The sequence below is a fragment of the Paraburkholderia sp. Cy-641 genome (assembly GCF_011752945.1).
Classification (GTDB): domain Bacteria; phylum Pseudomonadota; class Gammaproteobacteria; order Burkholderiales; family Burkholderiaceae; genus Paraburkholderia.
This window is the reverse complement of record NZ_VWWM01000073.1, coordinates 1-18,600: the sequence shown is the minus strand read 5'-3', so window position 1 is coordinate 18,600 and position 18,600 is coordinate 1. Positions and strand designations below refer to the sequence as shown.

At 63.5% G+C, this 18,600-nt stretch carries 18 protein-coding genes; 3 read left to right on the top strand and 15 right to left on the bottom strand.

The window, feature by feature from the left end; translation table 11 throughout:
- Positions 1-51: 51 nt before the first annotated feature.
- The 15 genes from F3J20_RS28245 to F3J20_RS28175 all read right to left on the bottom strand — a co-directional run bounded on the left by F3J20_RS28245 (position 52) and on the right by F3J20_RS28175 (position 15,437).
- Positions 52-783, bottom strand: coding sequence for a phosphoribosylanthranilate isomerase (locus F3J20_RS28245; protein WP_167285500.1), 732 nt, complete (start codon positions 781-783; stop codon positions 52-54).
- Entirely contained in the window at positions 759-1,571 is an 813-nt protein-coding gene (gene truA, locus F3J20_RS28240; protein ID WP_167285494.1) for a tRNA pseudouridine(38-40) synthase TruA, read from the bottom strand. Before truA ends, F3J20_RS28245 begins: the two co-directional genes overlap by 25 nt.
- Complete coding sequence (locus tag F3J20_RS28235) at positions 1,568-4,072, bottom strand: FimV/HubP family polar landmark protein (RefSeq protein ID WP_167285493.1); 2,505 nt, start codon at positions 4,070-4,072, stop codon at positions 1,568-1,570. Before F3J20_RS28235 ends, truA begins: the two co-directional genes overlap by 4 nt.
- Positions 4,073-4,212: 140 nt before the next feature.
- Positions 4,213-5,334, bottom strand: coding sequence for an aspartate-semialdehyde dehydrogenase (gene asd, locus F3J20_RS28230; protein WP_167285492.1), 1,122 nt, complete (start codon positions 5,332-5,334; stop codon positions 4,213-4,215).
- A 371-nt stretch (positions 5,335-5,705) separates the two neighbouring features.
- A complete protein-coding gene (gene leuB / locus F3J20_RS28225) occupies positions 5,706-6,773 on the bottom strand; it encodes a 3-isopropylmalate dehydrogenase (RefSeq protein ID WP_167285491.1) in 1,068 nt (355 codons plus the stop codon).
- A gap of 113 nt (positions 6,774-6,886) precedes the next feature.
- Positions 6,887-7,540 (bottom strand): 3-isopropylmalate dehydratase small subunit, encoded by a 654-nt coding sequence (gene leuD / locus F3J20_RS28220; protein ID WP_167039087.1) that lies wholly within the window; start codon positions 7,538-7,540, stop codon positions 6,887-6,889.
- Between the two features lie 85 nt (positions 7,541-7,625).
- Positions 7,626-7,784 carry an entericidin A/B family lipoprotein gene (locus tag F3J20_RS28215; protein WP_167039085.1) on the bottom strand — a complete coding sequence of 53 codons (159 nt, stop codon included), beginning with the start codon at positions 7,782-7,784 and terminating at the stop codon, positions 7,626-7,628.
- A 5-nt stretch (positions 7,785-7,789) separates the two neighbouring features.
- Entirely contained in the window at positions 7,790-9,199 is a 1,410-nt protein-coding gene (gene leuC / locus F3J20_RS28210; RefSeq protein WP_167039083.1) for a 3-isopropylmalate dehydratase large subunit, read from the bottom strand.
- Positions 9,200-9,530: 331 nt separating this feature from the next.
- On the bottom strand, positions 9,531-10,832 hold the full coding sequence (gene gltA / locus F3J20_RS28205; RefSeq protein WP_167039081.1) for a citrate synthase: 1,302 nt from the start codon (positions 10,830-10,832) through the stop codon (positions 9,531-9,533).
- Positions 10,833-10,910: 78 nt separating this feature from the next.
- Positions 10,911-11,180, bottom strand: a complete 270-nt coding sequence (locus F3J20_RS28200; protein WP_167039079.1) for a succinate dehydrogenase assembly factor 2 — start codon at positions 11,178-11,180, stop codon at positions 10,911-10,913.
- Position 11,181: 1 nt separating this feature from the next.
- A complete protein-coding gene (locus F3J20_RS28195) occupies positions 11,182-11,886 on the bottom strand; it encodes a succinate dehydrogenase iron-sulfur subunit (protein WP_167039077.1) in 705 nt (234 codons plus the stop codon).
- 24 nt (positions 11,887-11,910) lie between these two features.
- Positions 11,911-13,686, bottom strand: a complete 1,776-nt coding sequence (gene sdhA / locus F3J20_RS28190) for a succinate dehydrogenase flavoprotein subunit (RefSeq protein WP_167285490.1) — start codon at positions 13,684-13,686, stop codon at positions 11,911-11,913.
- Between the two features lie 4 nt (positions 13,687-13,690).
- Positions 13,691-14,059 carry a succinate dehydrogenase, hydrophobic membrane anchor protein gene (gene sdhD, locus F3J20_RS28185; protein WP_167039073.1) on the bottom strand — a complete coding sequence of 123 codons (369 nt, stop codon included), beginning with the start codon at positions 14,057-14,059 and terminating at the stop codon, positions 13,691-13,693.
- Between the two features lie 3 nt (positions 14,060-14,062).
- On the bottom strand, positions 14,063-14,479 hold the full coding sequence (gene sdhC, locus F3J20_RS28180; protein ID WP_167039071.1) for a succinate dehydrogenase, cytochrome b556 subunit: 417 nt from the start codon (positions 14,477-14,479) through the stop codon (positions 14,063-14,065).
- 157 nt (positions 14,480-14,636) lie between these two features.
- Complete coding sequence (locus tag F3J20_RS28175; protein ID WP_167039069.1) at positions 14,637-15,437, bottom strand: GntR family transcriptional regulator; 801 nt, start codon at positions 15,435-15,437, stop codon at positions 14,637-14,639.
- Positions 15,438-15,943: 506 nt separating this feature from the next.
- Here F3J20_RS28175 and F3J20_RS28170 point away from each other — a divergent pair.
- The 3 genes from F3J20_RS28170 to F3J20_RS28160 all read left to right on the top strand — a co-directional run.
- Positions 15,944-16,927, top strand: coding sequence for a malate dehydrogenase (locus tag F3J20_RS28170; protein WP_062128179.1), 984 nt, complete (start codon positions 15,944-15,946; stop codon positions 16,925-16,927).
- A gap of 213 nt (positions 16,928-17,140) precedes the next feature.
- Positions 17,141-18,157: an aldolase/citrate lyase family protein gene (locus F3J20_RS28165; RefSeq protein ID WP_167285489.1), complete on the top strand. Its 1,017-nt coding sequence runs from the start codon at positions 17,141-17,143 to the stop codon at positions 18,155-18,157.
- 52 nt (positions 18,158-18,209) lie between these two features.
- The coding region (locus F3J20_RS28160; RefSeq protein WP_275691491.1) for a citrate/2-methylcitrate synthase at positions 18,210-18,600 on the top strand (391 nt) is incomplete at its 3' end.

Below are 18,600 nucleotides of genomic sequence, written 5' to 3'. Positions count from 1 at the left end.
CTCTTCTCAGAATGGCTCGCGGCTTTCATGCGAGAGAGCCGCGAACCTGAATCATTCGGCGTCCGCGGTGCGCACCGCGCGTACGAACGCCGCCATCCGGGCGTGATCTTTCACGCCCCTGGCGCCCGCGACTTCGATGCCGCTCGAGACATCGACCGCGTATGGGCGCACGCGATGGATCGCATCACTGACGTTTTGCGCGTTCAACCCACCACTCAAAACGGCCCGATGCGCGAGCTCTGCTGGAATAAGTGACCAATCGAAAACCTTCCCGCCGCCGCCATAGCCTTCGACATGCGTATCGAATAGAAGGCCACTGGCTGCTGAATAGTTAAGTGCCGATTTTACCAAATCGGCCGGTTGAGTATCCGCCGCAATCCGCAGCGCGCGCAACCAAGGCAAACCCGCAATGCTGGCAAGGGTTTCGCACTGCGCCGGGGTCTCGTCGCCGTGAAATTGCAGCAGCGTGAGATTGACGTTGCTCGCGACTTCGCGAATCCAGTCCGGCGTCGCATTGACGAACAGGCCGACGACCGACACGAACGGCGGCACGTCGTGCACGAGCTCGACCGCCTGAGCGACGCTCACCGAGCGCGGGCTCGGCGGGTAGAAAACGAGGCCGATCGCGTCGGCGCCGAGATCGATCGCATGGGCGACGTCCTCGGGCCTGGACAGCCCGCACAGCTTGATGCGCGTGCGATGCGGCACGCCTGGCGAGTCGCCTGCACCGGCTTGGTTCGCGGGTTGCTCGACTGCTTTCAGGTTTTCGGTTGTTCGGTCCATACGCTGCTCCACGGCACGCTGCCGGTTACCGGCGCGGGCACGGCGAATTGTTCAGGATAGCCCACCTGCGCGAGATACAGGCCGTCCGGCATGAAGGTCGGCGCCGCGCAATCGCGACTGCGGCTCGCGAGCACGTCGGCCATCCAGCCGGCAGGCCGGCGTCCGCTGCCGATTTCAATCAGACAGCCCATCACGTTGCGCACCATGTGGTGCAGGAACGCGTTCGCGCGGAAGCGGAAATGCACGAAGTTACCGTGCTGTTTCACGTCGATCTGGTACAGATGCTTGAACGGCGTCTTCGACTGACATTGCGACGAACGGAACGCCGAAAAATCGTGCTCGCCGATCAGATGCACGGCGCCGGCCCGCATCGCGTCGGCGTCGAGCGGCGTATGCACCCAGCCGGCCTTCGTCGACAACATCGGCGAGCGCACCGGGCTCACGTACAGCACGTAGTAATAGGTCCGCTCGAACGCCGAGAAGCGCGCGTGGAAATCGTCGGGCATCGGCTTCGCCCACTGCACGCCGATCGTCTTCGGCAGGAAGGCATTGGGACCGCGCACCCACGAGATATCGACGCGCTCGAGTTCGGTGTCGAAATGCACGACCTGCCCGAGCCCGTGCACGCCACGGTCCGTGCGGCCCGCCACGGTGGTCTGCACGGGTGTGCGCATGAATTCGCGCAGCGCCCGCTCGAGTTCGTCCTGCACGGTGTTGCCGTGCGGTTGCGACTGCCAGCCCGCGAACGCCGAACCGTCGTACTGAACGCCTAACGCAATGCGCTTCACGACAGCGGCGCGAGGGTCGAGAGCAACGCGCGGGCTTCGGTGCGCGTGGCCGGATCGTTGGCTTCGATCACTTCGTTGATGAGGGCGCGGGCACCCGCGAGGTCGCCGAGTTCGATGTACTCGGACGCCAGTTCGAGCTTGTTGCGCGCGATGCGGCCGAGATCGGCCTGCGTGAACGCCGGCAACGGCTGCGCGGGACTCGGCGGCAGTTCGAGGTCGAAGTCGAGCTTCAGCGCGCCGAAGCCCGCCGCGCCCAAACCCGCGACGGCGCCGTGACCGGCGGTGCCGGCGGCGATTTGATCGGCGATGTGCGGGGCGTCGTCGTCCGGCTCATGTGCGGCGAAGGCTTGCTGCGCGGTCGTTTCGGGCGAGGCGACCGGTTGCGTCGACAACGGGGCGGCTGGCTCCGCATTGCCGGTGGGCGCTTCGACGCGCGGCGGCAATGGCATGTCGAGGCTGCTGAACGCGTCCACGGCGTCGCGCGGAAATGCCGATGGTGCGGGTGGCGTGGGTTGAATCGGTGCTGCGGTATCGCTGTGCGGTTGACCGAGCGGCGCGGTTGCGTCAGGTTCGGCCGGGTGTTGCGTGAAATCGATCGCAGGGGCGGGAACCGGGTTTTGCGGCTCGGCCAAGGGCTGTTGGGGCTCGGCCGGTGGGGTTGCCGGGGTGTTTGTTGTGGCCTCGCTTCCCGTGGATTCGTCGTCCCATTGCAGACGATGAGCGCGCTCTTCCTGCGGTGCCGATTCGGGGCGAGGTTCGAGTGGATCGCGCGACAGAGCCTCGGCGGCGGGTTCCGCGCCGACGGCAGGGCTTGCGGCTGTGGCTGCGGTGTTGAGGGTTTCCTGAGGGGTGGTTGCTGGGGCGGCGGTTGCGTCAGGTTCGGCCGTGGAGTGTTCTGTGGCTGCGTGTGCCGGTGCTGCAAGGTCGGCTGCGGCACGTTCTGCCGCAGCGTGCTCTGCTGCTGCCGGTTCGGCTGCCACACGCTCCGCTGTGGCGCGCTCCGCTGCCGCCTGCTCGGCTGCCGCGCGCTCAGCCGCGGCGCGTTCCGCTGCCGCCTGCTCCGCCGCCGCGCGCTCGGCTGCGGTGCGTTCCGCTGCCACCTGTTCGCCTGCCTCACGTTCTGCCGCCAACGCAGCCGCCTGCCGAGCCGCTTCATCACCGTGCACATCCGACGCTTCCTGCGCCGCCGTCTGCCCGCGCGCCGAAGCATCGTCCTGCGAATCGCCCGCCTGCGCCGACTGCGCCATTTCGGGATTCACCGCATCCGCCGTATGACCCTCAGCCGTCTTCTCGCGCTTGCGGCGACCCATCCGCAGAGCCGAGAGCAGCACGACCAGCGCGGCGCCAATCGCCGCAGCGATGCTCAGATTCCGCCGCGACATGCCATCGTCATTCGACGGCGGCGGCGCCACACTCGCCTGCCCCGGCGCGACGCCCGCCGCAGGCTGCGCAGCGTTCGTCGGCGCAGCACCCACAACCGTCGTCGCACCGCCGATCCCGTGCTTCTGCAACTCCATCAGCACGCGGTTTTTCAGCGCAAGCAATTGCTGCAGGCTCGATACCTGCGGATGCGTCTGCGAAGCCGGCTGCACGGCAGCGGCTGCCGAGCCGACACCGCTCGTCGCTGCCTGCGCCTGGGCGGCTGGCACACTCGCCGGCGATTGAACCGATCCGGTCCACTCCTGCGCACCGCTCGCCGGCAGCGCCGCCGCCTGCGAGCCTGCTACCGGCGCGGACGCAGCCGCTCCGCTCGCTGCCGTCGCCGACATCACCGCGCTCGCGCTAACCGGCACACTGGCCGCACCAGACACTGCGGGCGCGGCAGACGTCGCGACCTGCGCCGCTGCCTGAGTGCCTACCTGAGTTGTGACCTGAGTCGCAGCACTAGTCACACTCGCAGCCGCAGCGCTGACCTGCGCGACCGCGCTCGCAGCACCACTGCCCGCAGCAGCCACCGTCGGCGTGGACACCGGCACAGCCGGCGCGAAAGCAGATGCCGTAGGCGCAGACACCGCCGCACCAGACGTCCCCGAAGCCGCCGCCACAGCACCTGCCGCTGCAACCGACGAAGCCGCCAGCGCCCCCGACGCATCCAGCGCCGGCACGATCAGGATCGCGCCGACACGCAGCCGGCTCGGATCGTGGTTCATGAACGCGGCCGGATTCGTATCGAACAGCGCGTGCGTCGAGCGAGCGAGCACGGCCTTGTCATGCGATTGCGTGACGGCGATCGCCGCGTCGTTCAGCGACTGCCCAGCCCGCACCGTGTACTGGCTGCCCGCGCCATAGGTGACGACAGCGGGAGCGGAACCAGCCTCCGGCGCGCTCGCCGCAGCGCTCGCCGACGCTGGCACCGGCGCCGCGACCGCGCCGCCCATGCCGGCGCCCGCAAGCGCAAGCGCCAACGCAGCGGCAGCCGCCACAGTCGTCAGACGGTCTTTGAATCGACCTTTATCGTGATGGATGGACATAGCCCGAAGAGCGGAGCGTCGAAAGTTCATCGGGACTCCCGCTGCGTCAGCGCGCAGCCTTTTTTGCGATTGGAAAGAAACAAGATAATCGGAGCACACAATGAAAAAAGCGCCGCGCAAGCGCGACGCTTCTTGAGAGTTGTCTACGCGTCGTGAGCGCGTAGTTTACTTTACTTGTCGAGCACAATGCGAAGCATGCGACGCAGCGGTTCGGCCGCGCCCCACAGCAACTGATCGCCAACCGTGAAGGCCGACAGGTATTCGCCGCCCATCGCGAGCTTGCGCACGCGGCCAACCGGCACCGACAGCGTGCCCGTCACGACCGCCGGGGACAGATCGCGCATCGACGCTTCGCGTTCGTTCGGCACGACCTTGACCCAATCGTTGCCCGACGCGAGGATGCTGTTCACCTCGTCGAGCGGCACGTCCTTGTTCAGCTTGATCGTGAGCGCCTGTGAGTGGCAGCGCATTGCGCCGATCCGCACGCACAGGCCGTCGACCGGAATCGAGCCCGGCGTACCCATGGCCGGCTTGCCCAGAATCTTGTTGGTTTCCGCGCCGCCCTTCCACTCTTCCTTCGACATGCCGTTGCCGAGGTCCTTGTCGATCCACGGAATCAGCGAGCCCGCGAGCGGCACGCCGAAGTGATCGGTCGGCATGCTGTCGCCGTTCATCGCTTCGAGCACGCGGCGGTCGATGTCGAGAATCGCCGAAGCCGGGTCGGCCAGCTCGCTCTTCACCGAGCCGTGCAGCGTGCCCATTTGCGACAGCAGTTCGCGCATGTTCTGCGCGCCCGCGCCCGATGCGGCCTGATACGTCATGGCCGTCATCCAGTCGACGAGGTTTTCGCGGAACAGGCCGCCCAGTGCCATCAGCATCAGGCTGACCGTGCAGTTGCCGCCGATGAAATTCTTCTGGCCCTTCACGAGCGCGTTCTTGATGACGTCGAGGTTGACCGGATCGAGAATAATGACCGCGTCGTCCTTCATGCGCAGCGACGAGGCCGCGTCGATCCAGTAGCCGTTCCAGCCTGCCGCGCGCAGCTTCGGGAACACGTCGTTCGTGTAGTCGCCGCCCTGGCAGGAGATAATCGCGTCGCACTTCTTCAGGTCGTCGATGCTTGTCGCATCCTTGAGCTTGGTCTCGTTTTTGGCGAACGACGGCGCGTTGCCGCCCGCGTTGCTGGTGCTGAAAAACACCGGTTCGATCAAGTCGAAATCGCCTTCCTGCTGCATGCGTTGCATCAGGACGCTGCCGACCATGCCGCGCCAACCTACGAGACCTACGTTCATGACTTCATACCCTTCGAATGGAAACTTCCCCGCATCTTTGCCCGCAGTGACCGCGCGGGGAAGATGGGCGGGCACGACGGACGATCAGCGCTTCGTGATCGTTTTCGGGGTAATCGTTTTGATGGTAATAATGGCGAACTCGATCGCACGGGCTGTTGTGCCGTGCGGTTTGGAAATCGAGGAGATTTGGGAGATCTGCGCCATCGCAACAATATACACGAAAACCGGAAGCCGGCGGCGCTTATCGCCGCCGCCAGGCTTGTTAAGCGAAAATCGACCTTAAATACGGGCCGATTCTCGTTTTTGCGGCTGTTTTTGCAGCCGTTTATTCGACGAATTCGACGGCCCGCTGACTGGCCAACTCGCGCTTTTTACAGCGCGGCCACGACGGCATCGCCCATCGCCGCCGTGCCGACCTGCTTGCAACCCGGCGTGAGAATGTCGCCGGTGCGATAGTCTTGCTCGAGCACCTTCTTCACCGCGGTTTCGATGCGATCGGCCTGCTCGGCCTTGTTCAGCGAATAGCGCAGCATCATCGCCGCGGAGAGGATCGTGGCGAGCGGATTCGCCACGCCCTTGCCCGCGATGTCCGGCGCGGAACCGTGCGACGGCTCGTACAGGCCCTTGCTGTTCTTGTCGAGCGAAGCCGACGGCAGCATGCCGATCGAGCCCGTCAGCATGGCCGCTTCGTCGGAGAGAATATCGCCGAACATGTTGCCGGTCACGATCACGTCGAACGACTTCGGCGCCTTCACGAGCTGCATCGCGGCGTTGTCGACGTACATGTGCGACAGCTCGACGTCCGCGTATTCCTTCGACACGTCGATCATCACGTCCTTCCAGAACTGCGACGTTTCGAGCACGTTGGATTTATCGACCGACGTCAGCTTCTTGTCGCGCTTTTGCGCTGCCTGGAACGCGACGTGCGCGATGCGGCGCACTTCGGGCTCCGAATAACGCATCGTGTCGAAGCCTTCCTTCGCACCGGCGAACAGGCCATCCGGCGCCTCGCGCACGCCGCGCGGCGCGCCGAAGTAAATATCGCCGTTCAGTTCGCGCACGATCAGGATGTCGAGACCCGACACGATCTCTTCCTTCAGCGACGACGCGCCCGTGAGTTGCGGATAGCAGATGGCCGGACGGAAGTTCGCGAACAGCTCAAGGTGCTTGCGCAGACCGAGAATGGCCTGCTCCGGGCGCAGCGCGCGTTCGAGCTTGTCGTACTTCCAGTCGCCGACCGCGCCGAACAGGATCGCGTCGGCCTGCTTCGCGAGCGCGAGCGTCGAATCGGGCAGCGGATGGCCCTTCGCTTCGTAACCCGCGCCACCAACCGGTGCTTCTTCGAGTTCGAACTTTTCGCCGAGCACGTTCAGAACCTTGACGGCTTCCTTGACGATTTCGGGACCGATGCCGTCGCCCGGCAACACTGCGATCTTCATGCGAATTCCTTGATGATTTTCTTCGAGACTTTTGAGCACGATCCAGCGTGCGAACCGGGGCGCGAGCGCACGGCCCTCACGTGATCGAGCGCAACCGCGCTAACTGCGTGCGTTCAACCGACGAGGCGGTGATTGAGCCACGGCTGCTTGGCGAGGCGTTCCGCTTCGTACTGGCGGATTTTGTCCGCATGACGCAGCGTGAGGCCGATATCGTCGAAACCGTTCAGCAGGCAGTACTTGCGGAACGCCGCGACGTCGAACGGATATTCGGTGCCGCCGTCGGTCGTGCGCACGACTTGCGCTTCGAGGTCGATCGTCAGCTGGAAGCCATTGAACGCGTACGTTTCGTTGAATAGATGATCGACCTGCTGTTCGGTCAGCGCGATCGGCAGCAAGCCGTTCTTGAAGCAGTTGTTGTAGAAGATGTCGGCGAAGCTCGGCGCGATCAGCGCGCGAAAGCCGTACTGCTGCAACGCCCAGGGTGCGTGTTCGCGCGAGCTGCCGCAGCCGAAGTTCTTACGCGCGAGCAGCACCGAAGCGCCCTGATAACGCGGCTGGTTCAGCACGAAGTCCGGGTTCAGCGGACGCTTCGAGTTGTCCTGGCCCGGTTCGCCGTGGTCGAGATAGCGCCATTCGTCGAACGCGTTCGGACCAAAGCCCGTGCGCTTGATCGACTTCAGGAACTGCTTCGGAATGATCGCGTCCGTGTCGACGTTCTCGCGATCGAGCGGCGCCACGACGCCGGTGTGTACGATGAATTTATCCATGACGCTTGCGCCTGTTCAGGACCGGGCGATGCGAACGGCGGCAGGAAAGCCGCGCGCCGCATCGCCGGCAAAAATCAAAAACCGCTTATTTATCAGCGTGATTGCTGATCGAATTGCCGAGGTGCGACATGTCCTCGCCGAATCCGTGCACCGTGTTGCAGCCGGCCAGGCCGAGCAGGAGCCCGGCGAGCGTGCCGAGTGCGAAGCGGCGCAATAGCGTGATGCGATTCGTGTTCTTCATCATGCGGATCATCCAAGCTTGCGAATATCGACAAAATGCCCTTCGATGGCCGCAGCCGCAGCCATCGCGGGGCTCACGAGGTGGGTACGGCCACCGGCGCCCTGACGGCCTTCGAAATTGCGATTCGACGTGGACGCGCAACGCTCGCCCGGCTCGAGCCGGTCGGCGTTCATCGCGAGACACATCGAGCAGCCCGGCTCACGCCATTCGAAACCGGCGTCGGTAAAGACCTTGTCGAGGCCTTCACGCTCCGCTTGCGCCTTCACGAGCCCCGAACCCGGCACGACCATCGCCAGGCGGACGTTCGGCGCAACGCGGCGGCCGAGCTTCTTCACGACGTAAGCCGCGGCGCGAATGTCTTCGATGCGCGCATTGGTGCACGAGCCGATGAAGATTTTATCCGGCTTGATCGACTCGATCGGCGCGTTCGGTTCGAGCGCCATGTACTTGAGCGCGCGCTCGATCGCGTCGCGCTTGACCGGGTCCTTCTCGCGTTCCGGGTCCGGCACGCGGCCGTCGACCGACGTGACCATTTCCGGCGACGTGCCCCAGGTAACCTGCGGCACGATTTCCGCGGCATTCAGTTCGACCACGTGATCGAAATGCGCGCCGTCGTCCGACTTGAACTGCTTCCAGTACTCGACCGCGTGATCCCACTCGACGCCCTGCGGCGAGAACGGCCGGCCCTTCAGGTATTCGACCGTGGTGTCGTCGACGGCGACCATGCCGGCGCGCGCGCCCGCTTCGATCGCCATGTTGCAGACCGTCATGCGGCCTTCCATCGACAGCGAACGGATCGTCGAGCCGCCGAATTCGATCGCGTAGCCGGTGCCGCCCGCAGTGCCGATCTTGCCGATGATCGCGAGCACGATGTCCTTCGCGGTACAACCGCGCGGCAGCGGGCCCTCGACCTTCACGAGCATGTTCTTGCTCTTCTTCTGCAAGAGCGTTTGCGTGGCCAGCACGTGCTCGACTTCCGAGGTGCCGATGCCGTGCGCAAGCGCGCCGAACGCGCCGTGCGTGGACGTATGCGAATCGCCGCAGACAATCGTCATGCCCGGCAGCGTCGCGCCCTGCTCCGGTCCGATGATATGAACGATGCCCTGGCGCAGATCGTTCATCTTGAACTGCGTGATGCCGTACGCGTCGCAGTTCGTGTCGAGCGTGTCGACCTGCAGCTTCGAAACCGGATCGGCAATGCCGTGGGTGCGGTCCGTGGTCGGCACGTTGTGGTCCGACACGGCCAGATTCGCGCTGATGCGCCACACCGGGCGCCCGGCTATCTTCAGGCCTTCGAACGCCTGCGGGCTGGTCACTTCATGCAGCAGATGACGGTCGATATAGAGAATCGCGGTGCCGTCGTCTTCCGTGTGGATCACGTGCGTGTTCCACAATTTGTCGTAGAGAGTCTGTGCCATGGTATGCGGGGAAAATAGTAACTACGAGTGACTGCGGGCTGACTATGTCGGTTGATTATGCCACGCGATGCACCGCGATGGGCGGCTCATCCAACGAAAAAAACCGATAAAAAACAGGGAGTTGGCTGGTAGTGTCGATACCTGTATCGGCGTTACCCGGCACGCGCGGGACCTTCGCGATGCCGCTGCGGCACATACGCGCCTCGCGGCGGCCGCAAAAACAAAAACGCCTCAACGGTGGGCCCGTCGAGGCGTTTTATTCACTCCGATTGCTCGCCCGGTCGCGGCACGAATGCCGCGGCGCAGCGCGCGTATCGAGGTCGATCAGCGATTAGCGCTGTGCAAGCGGCTTCGCCTCACGCAGCGTCTCGCCGATGAAGAGCTGGCGCGGACGGCCGATCTTCTGCTCCGGATCGGCGATCATTTCGTTCCACTGCGCAATCCAGCCGACCGTGCGCGCCATCGCGAAGATGCACGTGAACATCGAGGTCGGGATGCCCAGCGCGCGCTGCACGATGCCCGAGTAGAAGTCGACGTTCGGGTACAGCTTGCGCGACACGAAGTATTCGTCTTCAAGCGCGATCTTTTCGAGTGCCATGGCGAGCTTGAACAGCGGATCGTCGTGCAGACCCAGTTCTTCGAGCACTTCGTGGCAGGTTTCGCGCATCAGCTTCGCACGCGGGTCGTAGTTCTTGTAGACGCGGTGACCGAAGCCCATCAGCTTCACGCCCGAGTTCTTGTCCTTGACCTGCTTGATGAACTCGGGAATGTTGTCGACCGAGCCGATTTCTTCGAGCATGTTCAGCGCGGCTTCGTTCGCACCGCCGTGCGCCGGGCCCCACAGACACGCGATACCGGCTGCGATACAGGCGAATGGATTCGCACCCGACGAACCGGCGAGACGCACGGTCGAGGTCGACGCGTTCTGCTCGTGGTCCGCGTGCAGGATCAGGATACGGTCGAGCGCGCGCACGAGCACGTCATTGACCACGTACTCCTCGCACGGGTTCGAGAACATCATGCGCATGAAGTTCGCGCTGTACGACAGGTCGTTCTTCGGATAAACGAACGGCTGGCCGATGCTGTACTTGTACGCCATCGCGACGAGCGTCGGCAGCTTCGCGATCATGCGGATTGCCGAGACTTCACGGTGACGCGGATTGTTGATGTCGAGCGAGTCGTGATAGAACGCGGACAGCGCGCCGACCGCGGCGACCAGAATCGCCATCGGGTGCGCGTCGCGGCGGAAGCCGCGGAAGAAGAACTGCATCTGCTCGTGCACCATCGTGTGCTTCGTGACGGTGTCGACGAACTCGGTCTTCTGGGCGGCGTTCGGCAGTTCGCCGTTCAGCAGCAGGTAGCAGGTTTCGAGGAAGTCGGCGTTCTGCGCGAGGTTGTCGATCGCGTAGCCGCGGTAGAGCAGTTCGCCCTTGTCGCCATCGATGTAGGTAATCGCCGAATTGCACGACGCCGTCGACATGAAGCCCGGATCGTACGTGAATTTGCCGGTCTGTCCGTACAGCTTGCGAATGTCGATAACATCCGGGCCAATCGTACCCTTGTAGATCGGCATTTCGACGCTCGGCGAATTGTCGCTGAACGATAGCGTGGCTTTAACATCTGACGGGGTCATAGCACATCCTCAATCGAAGTATGGATACGGGGTTTCGATAATTGCACGCCTGCGCCTGGATCAACGGACTGGCGGCACTCAAGCGTTGCGCAGTAACTCCAGAACCCGAACCACGTCCGGGTCGGCAAGATCGCCTTCTGGTTCCTTGCGCGCGAGTAGCAAGTCCATCAGGTCGTTGTCGCTCAGCTCAAGCAGGCGCGTGAGAGCGCCCACGTCGGCATCGCTGAGGTCATGCTCATATCGGCTGAAAAAACGCTCCATGAAAAGATCGTTTTCCAGCAGGCCCCGCCGCGCGCGCCAGCGAAGGCGCGCGCGGCGGAGAGGGTCGGACTGATGCGATGCGTCCATCTCAGACCGTGCGGCGAACCATCAATTCCTTGATCTTGCCAATCGCCTTGGTCGGGTTCAGGCCCTTCGGGCAAACGTCGACGCAATTCATGATGGTGTGGCAACGGAACAGACGGTACGGATCTTCCAGGTTGTCGAGGCGCTCGCCGGTCGCCTGGTCGCGGCTGTCCGCGATGAAGCGGTAGGCCTGCAGCAGACCGGCCGGGCCGACGAACTTGTCCGGGTTCCACCAGAAGCTCGGGCACGAGGTCGAGCAGCTGGCGCACAGGATACATTCGTAGAGGCCGTCGAGCTCGTCGCGCTCTTCCGGCGACTGCAGACGTTCCTTTTCCGGCGGCGGCGTATCGTTGATCAGGTACGGCTTGATCGAGTGATACTGGTTGAAGAACTGCGTGAAGTCGCAGATCAGGTCACGCACGACGGGCAGGCCCGGCAGCGGACGCAGCACGATCTTCTGCGGCAGGTCGTTCAGGTTCGTCAGGCACGCGAGGCCGTTCTTGCCGTTGATGTTCATTGCGTCCGAACCGCACACGCCCTCGCGGCACGAGCGACGGAACGACAGGGTTTCGTCGAGCGCCTTCAGCTTGACGAGCGCGTCGAGCAGCATGCGTTCGTGCGAGTCGATGTCGATCTCGTACGTTTGCATGCGCGGTGCGGCGTCCTTGTCCGGATCGTAGCGGTAAATTTCAAATGTACGCTTGGCCATTTCTGAATTCCTTTGACTTGTGCCTTAGAAGGTACGCGCTTTCGGCGGAACCGATTCGACGGTCAGCGGCTGCATGTGAACCGGCTTGTAGTCGAGGCGATCGCCTTCGCTGAACCACAACGTATGGCGCAGCCAGTTTTCGTCGTCGCGATGTTCGAAGTCGTTGTGCGCGTGCGCGCCACGGCTTTCCTTGCGCGCTTCGGCGGAGACCATCGTGGCGCGTGCCACTTCGATCAGGTTCGCCACTTCGAGCGCTTCGACACGGGCCGTGTTGAACACCTTCGACTTGTCCTTCAGATGGATGTTGTCGACGCGCGCCGCCACTTCGCGGATCGCTTCGACGCCTTCGGCCAGCAGGGCCGAAGTACGGAACACGCCAGCATGCTTCTGCATCGTGCCGCGAATGTCGTTCGCGACCGACTGCGTGTACTCGCCCGACGACGAGCTATCGAGCTTCGCGAGACGCGACAGCGCGAAGTCGGCGGCGTCGGCCGGCAGCGGCTTGTGTTCCTTCAGTTCCTTCACGTGCTTGACGATATGGTTGCCGGCCGCGCGGCCGAACACCACGAGGTCGAGCAGCGAGTTCGTGCCGAGACGGTTCGCGCCGTGCACCGACACGCACGAGCATTCGCCCACAGCGTAGAAACCGTTGACGATTTCTTCATGACCCTTCGGCGTACCGACGACCTGGCCGTGAATATTCGTCGGAATACCGCCCATCTGATAGTGAATGGTCGGGATAACCGGGATCGGCTCTTTGATGCAGTCGACGTTCGCGAACTTCAGCGCGATTTCGCGGATCGACGGCAGACGCTTCATGATCGTCTCGGCGCCGATGTGCGACAGGTCGAGCAACACGTGATCCTTGTTCGGACCCACGCCGCGGCCTTCCTTGATTTCCTGGTCCATCGAACGCGAAACGAAGTCACGCGGCGCCAGATCCTTCAGCGTCGGCGCGTAGCGTTCCATGAAACGCTCGCCGTTCGAGTTACGCAGAATGCCGCCTTCGCCGCGCACGCCTTCGGTAATCAGCACGCCCGCGCCGGCCACGCCGGTCGGGTGGAATTGCCAGAATTCCATGTCCTGCAGCGCGATGCCCGAACGGGCCGCCATGCCGAGGCCGTCACCGGTGTTGATGAACGCGTTGGTCGATGCCGCGAAGATGCGGCCCGCGCCGCCCGTAGCGAACAGCGTGGTCTTGCCTTCGAGGATGTAGACGTCGCCGGTTTCCATTTCCAGCGCGGTCACGCCGAGCACGTCGCCGTCGGCGTCGCGGATCAGGTCCAGCGCCATCCATTCGACGAAGAACTGCGTCTTGGCCGCGACGTTCTGCTGGTACAGCGTGTGCAGCAGCGCGTGACCGGTACGGTCAGCCGCCGCGCAGGCGCGTTGCACCGGCTTTTCGCCGTAGTTCGCGGTGTGGCCGCCGAACGGGCGCTGATAGATCGTGCCGTCGGCGTTACGGTCGAACGGCATGCCGAAGTGTTCGAGTTCGTAGACGGCGTTCGGTGCTTCACGGCACATGAACTCGATCGCGTCCTGGTCGCCGAGCCAGTCGGAGCCCTTGATCGTGTCGTAGAAGTGGTAGTGCCAGTTGTCTTCGCTCATGTTGCCGAGCGAAGCGCCGATGCCGCCTTGCGCCGCGACCGTGTGCGAACGCGTCGGGAACACTTTGGACAGCACGCAAACCGACAGGCCGGCGCGCGCGAGTTGCAGCGACGCGCGCATCCCCGAGCCGCCCGCGCCGACGATGACCACGTCAAACTTGCGACGCGGCAGAGAATTCTTGATTGCAACCATGCTTTTATACTCTCCAGAGAATCTGCGCAGCGTAGCCCGCACATGCGAGCAACCAGACGATCGTCAGCGCCTGAAGCAGCAGACGCACGCCAACGGGCTTCACGTAGTCCATCCAGATGTCGCGGATACCGACCCACGCGTGGTAGAACAGCGCGAGAAGCGTGACGAACGTGGCGAGCTTCATCCACTGCGTCGCGAAGATCGACGCCCAGCCGTCGTACGAGAAGTCGTGCGCGCCGAAGAACCAGGCGAGCAGGATCACGGTGTAGATCGCCATGATGCAGGCGGTGATGCGCTGGGCGAGCCAGTCGCGCAGGCCGTAATGCGCGCCGACGACGAGACGCTTCGAACCGATTCGGTTATTGGCTGACATTTTTTAGAATGCTCCGAACAGTTTGGCCGCGAATGCGATGGTGAGCAGCGACGACACGACCAACACGACGACCGAGGTCGACTTGCCCTTTTCCTTCGAGACCGCGTTGTGGTTCGTATCCATCACGAGGTGACGGACGCCGGCGCAGAAATGGAACAGGAAAGCCCACGCAAGAACGAGCGTGATCAGCTTGACGACGATGTTGGAGAGGAAGCCCTTGAAAACGTCGAAACTGAGTTCCGAGGTCAGGCTCTGATCGAAGAGGTACAGCAGGAACGGAAGAAATACAAACAACAAGGCACCACTCACGCGATGCAAAATCGACACGCGCCCCGCTAGCGGGAGACGGTACGACGTCAATATTTGCCCAATACCGATGTTCCGGAATTCCGGCCTCGGTTTTTTTACGGCTTCTGCCATGCTAGACCCCTACTATGTAGTCACACTAATCCGCGATTTTAGCGCCTTTTTATATCGCGCTGCAGCGAAAACCCCTACGGATTGATTGCCGCGAGCGCGATGAAGGCACCTTCCGAGAGGCACGCGTGTAGGACGCCACGCCTCGTTCCAGCCCAATTCAGCTCAGATCGTTCTGATAGTAATACCCGGTTGTGACATACCAACCCCGCCGGACTTCGACGGGGCGGTCCCCATAGGTATAGGACACGCGCTCCACAGAAAGCAACGGAAAACCCGCCGGCACATGCAGCAGGTCCGCCACGGAAGGCTCGGCCGCCACCGCGCGGATCTTCTCGGTCGCGCGAATCATGCGCGTGCCGAATTCCGTCTCGAACATCGCGTAGAGGGGGCCTTTGTACTCCGAGAGCCGCTCGAGCGTAAGCCCGCGGAACACGGCGCCCGGCAGCCAGATCTCGTCGAGCACGGTGACTTCGCCGTCGAATTGCAGCAGACGCTTGATCAGCACGACCGGGTCGGCCGGCTTCAGATCGAGCTGCCGGGCGATCTCCGCCGATGCCCGCAGGCGCCGGCATTCGAGCAGGCGGCTCACGTGCGGATGCTCGGCGCCGTCGTCGGCGAGCAGTCTCAGGAAGCGGAACTGCGCGCGATCTTCGTTGTGCGTTGCAACAAAAGTGCCTTTGCCCTGGCGGCGCACCAGCAGGTTGTCGGCGGCCAGTTCGTCGATCGCCTTGCGCACGGTGCCCTGACTCACCTTGAAACGGGCCGCCAGTTCGACTTCACTCGGGATGATCTCGCCGGGCTTCCACTCGCCGCTTTCGAGACTCTGCGTAATCAGCCCCTTGATCTGCTGATATAGAGGGCTGAAAGTAGGCGACGCAACCGGTGCGGCAACGGGTACAGCCTCGCCCGCGGCCCCCTGGCCATTCGGGTTCACAGGATTCGCCGGGTTCGAATTCATGCGCGCATTTCATCATAAAGGGCCGGGGCGCGTCCAGACTTTTCCCGGCAAGAGATGTGTCTTATATAAGACATAAGATAATGTTGACTTTGTCTGTGTCGACTCCTACACTCCTTGTCGAGCAAGGGTTTGCGGGGTTTTCCGGCAGCTGTTTGATGCAGTGCCGCGACGCGCTGGCAACCACTCTGCACCATGCCGTTCCCTACGCAGTTCAGGTTTCGATTCGCCGCCATCCGCTGGCCAGACGCTTGCCGAAACGCGCTGTTCGCAGGAGTTCGCACCGTGCAGCGGCAGTCTGGCAGCGCACCATCCCGTCCCGCTCGGCAGTACAGGTTTCCGGCATGGCGGTCTTGCCGCAACGCGCCGTCCGGGCCCGGCATGCACCGGGTTCGTCGGCACATCCGTACGCGAGCAGTAAATCCGCCGTGTTTCATAACGCTTCGCTGAACGCGCATATAGAATGGCGTTTTTCCTAGCGTCTAACGCATCGTCCTGGAGATTTCTCAATGGCTAAGCCCGCAAAGCGCGTTGCCGTCACCGGCGCCGCAGGTCAAATCGCTTACTCCCTGCTGTTCCGCATCGCCAATGGCGACCTGCTCGGCAAGGATCAGCCGGTCATCCTGCAGCTGCTCGATCTGCCGCAAGCGCAAGCCGCCGTCAAAGGCGTCGTGATGGAACTGGATGATTGCGCCTTCCCGCTGCTGTCGGGCGTCGTGATCACGGACGACCCGAAGGTCGCGTTCAAGGACGCCGACATCGCCCTGCTGGTCGGCGCGCGTCCGCGTTCGAAGGGCATGGAGCGCAAGGACCTGCTGTCGGCCAACGCCGAAATCTTCACGGTTCAGGGCAAGGCGCTGAACGACGTCGCGAGCCGCGATGTGAAGGTGCTGGTGGTCGGCAACCCGGCCAACACGAACGCCTACATCGCCATGAAGTCGGCGCCGGATCTGCCGAAGAAGAACTTCACCGCGATGCTGCGCCTCGACCACAACCGCGCGCTGTCGCAACTGGCCGCCAAGTCGGGCAAGCCGGTCGCGTCGATCGAAAAGCTCGCCGTGTGGGGCAACCACTCGCCGACCATGTACCCGGACTTCCGCGTCGCAACGGCCGAAGGCCAGGACCTGACCAAGCTCATCAACGACGAAGAATGGAACCGCAACACGTTCATCCCGACCGTCGGCAAGCGCGGCGCGGCGATCATCGAAGCGCGCGGCCTGTCGTCGGCGGCCTCGGCGGCTAACGCGGCAATCGACCACGTGCGCGACTGGGTGCTCGGCACCAACGGCAAGTGGGTCACGATGGGCATTCCGTCGGACGGCTCGTACGGCATCCCCGAAGACATCATCTACGGCGTGCCGGTGACCTGCGAAAACGGCGAGTACAAGCGCGTCGAAGGTCTCGCCATCGACGCGTTCTCGCGCGAAAAGATGGACGGCACGCTGCAGGAACTGCTCGAAGAGCGCGAAGGCGTTCAACACCTGCTCGGCTAAGCCTCCGATGCAAACGAACCGGAACTCCGAAGCTTCAGCGCGGCGGGTTCCGGTTTTTTTCGCGCAAATTGCCGTGCGAATTGCCGTTGAAATCGCCACTGAAAGGCAGCGGTTCGCAACGGATTCGAGCCTGCTTTGCAGTTGCCGCGCAGCGCCTCTGCAGAGCACGCCCGAATCCGGTTTTCTCTAATCACCCCATCCTTCACGCCGAAGATGCGCGTTCTCACACCCGCCGAAGTGCTGTTTGACGGCGAAGCGCCGCCCGCTGTGCTGCCTGCCTGCGACCACTACGCCGGCAGCGAAAAGCTGATGCTGAAGTCGCTCGCGTTGCAGCAGCAACTGGGCCCGGTGTTCGATATCACGCTCGATTGCGAAGACGGCGCCCAGGTCGGCCGCGAGGCCGAGCATGCGGAACTCGTCGCGTCGTTGCTCGGCAGCGAGCACGACCGCTTCGGCCGCGTCGGCGTGCGCATCCACGACTTCGCTCACGCGCACTGGCGCGACGACGTGCGCCTGATTCTGCGCGCCGCGAAGCGAGCACCCGCTTACATCACGTTGCCGAAAATCCGCAACGTCCACGATGCGGCCGAAATGGTCGCGTTCATCGAAGCGACACGGCGCGAGCTGAACATCGCACAACCGGTGCCGGCGCAACTGCTGGTCGAAACTCACGGCGCGCTCACGCGCGTGTTCGAGCTGGCCGCGCTGCCGGGCGTCGAAGCGCTGAGCTTCGGCCTGATGGATTTCGTCTCCGCGCACGACGGCGCGATTCCCGACACGGCCATGCGCTCGCCGGGCCAGTTCGATCATCCGCTCGTGCGGCGCGCCAAGCTCGAAATCTCGGCCGCCTGCCATGCGCATGGCAAGGTGCCCTCGCATAACGTGAGCACCGAAGTGCGCGACATGAGCGTGGTCGCCAACGACGCCGCCCGCGCGCGCAACGAGTTCGGCTACACGCGCATGTGGAGCATCCACCCCGCGCAGATCGAGGCGATCGTCGCCGCGTTCGCGCCGCGCGACGAGGAAATCGCCACGGCCGCCGAAATCCTGCTGGCCGCGCAGTCCGCGCAATGGGGCCCGACGCGTCATCGCGATACGCTGCATGACCGCGCGAGCTATCGCTATTACTGGTCGGTGCTGCGCCGCGCGCAAACCACCGGCCGTGCGGTTCCGCCAGAAGCGGCGCCGCTGTTTGCGCAAGCAGGCGCTAACGGACAGTCCGGCACATGAGCCGCGCGGGTCAAACGGCGGCGGCAAGCCGGCACACAGGAGAAAGCGGAAGATGAGCGAGACGACGCAAACCGCTGGCGCAGTGGGCGGTCAGGAAGCACAAGGCGAAACGCAAAGCGGCTTCAAACCGAAGAAATCCGTCGCGCTGTCGGGCGTGACCGCGGGCAATACCGCGCTGTGCACGGTCGGCAAGACCGGCAATGACCTTCACTATCGCGGCTACGACATTCTCGACATCGCCGGTGCCTGCGAATTCGAGGAGATCGCGTATCTGCTGGTCCACGAAAAGCTGCCGACCGCCGCCGAACTGAAAGCCTATAAAACAAAGCTCAAGGGCCTGCGCGGACTGCCCGCCAACGTCAAGGCCGCGCTCGAATGGATTCCGGCCGCCGCGCATCCGATGGACGTGATGCGTACCGGCGTTTCCGTACTCGGCACCGTGC